Source organism: Pseudomonas sp. NBRC 100443, assembly GCF_030268185.1.
GTDB lineage: Bacteria > Pseudomonadota > Gammaproteobacteria > Pseudomonadales > Pseudomonadaceae > Pseudomonas > Pseudomonas citronellolis.
On the sequence record NZ_BSQE01000070.1, the window covers coordinates 1 to 399 of the forward strand.

Annotated in this window: 1 protein-coding gene; it reads right to left on the reverse strand. The window is 69.2% G+C overall.

Going from position 1 to position 399, the window contains the following annotated elements; genetic code table 11:
* Positions 1 to 100 precede the first annotated feature (100 nt).
* Positions 101 to 316 carry a DUF6148 family protein gene (locus tag QSJ95_RS32565; RefSeq protein WP_285647890.1) on the reverse strand — a complete coding sequence of 72 codons (216 nt, stop codon included), beginning with the start codon at positions 314 to 316 and terminating at the stop codon, positions 101 to 103.
* Between the last annotated feature and the right edge of the window lie 83 nt (positions 317 to 399).

Below are 399 nucleotides of genomic sequence, written 5' to 3' on the forward strand. Positions count from 1 at the left end.
GGCTTGGCGGCCTCGTACGCCAGGATCGCCTCGCGGGCGGCCAGGCGCCGAGCCACCAGACCGGGGGCCCAGGGTTTCAGCAGTCGATCGATCAGGTTCATCAGCTGAACTCCGCCAGAGCCGGGCCGGGGCGGCGACCGGCGGCGCGGTCCTGTTCTGCCGCTGCACGGCGCTCCCATTCCCGGCGGCCGGCGCGGATCTTCTCGATGTCCTCCATCGTGTGGGTGCGTCCGTTGAAGATCACCGTCCGCCCTTCCAGCACCGCGGCCTCAGCCTCCAGGTACTTGTCGAGCATCTGCTGCGCTGTCAGAGCCATGGTCCGCTTCCAGTGTTGAGCCAGCCCCCGGAGGTACTGGCGTGGTTATCGTTCGAGGGTTGCTGCTGGGCGACCGGCTCCGG

Bases quoted from the DNA above. Each gene is read 5' to 3' on its own strand.
- QSJ95_RS32565 (WP_285647890.1), bottom strand. From the start codon at position 316: ATGGCTCTGACAGCGCAGCAGATGCTCGACAAGTACCTGGAGGCTGAG.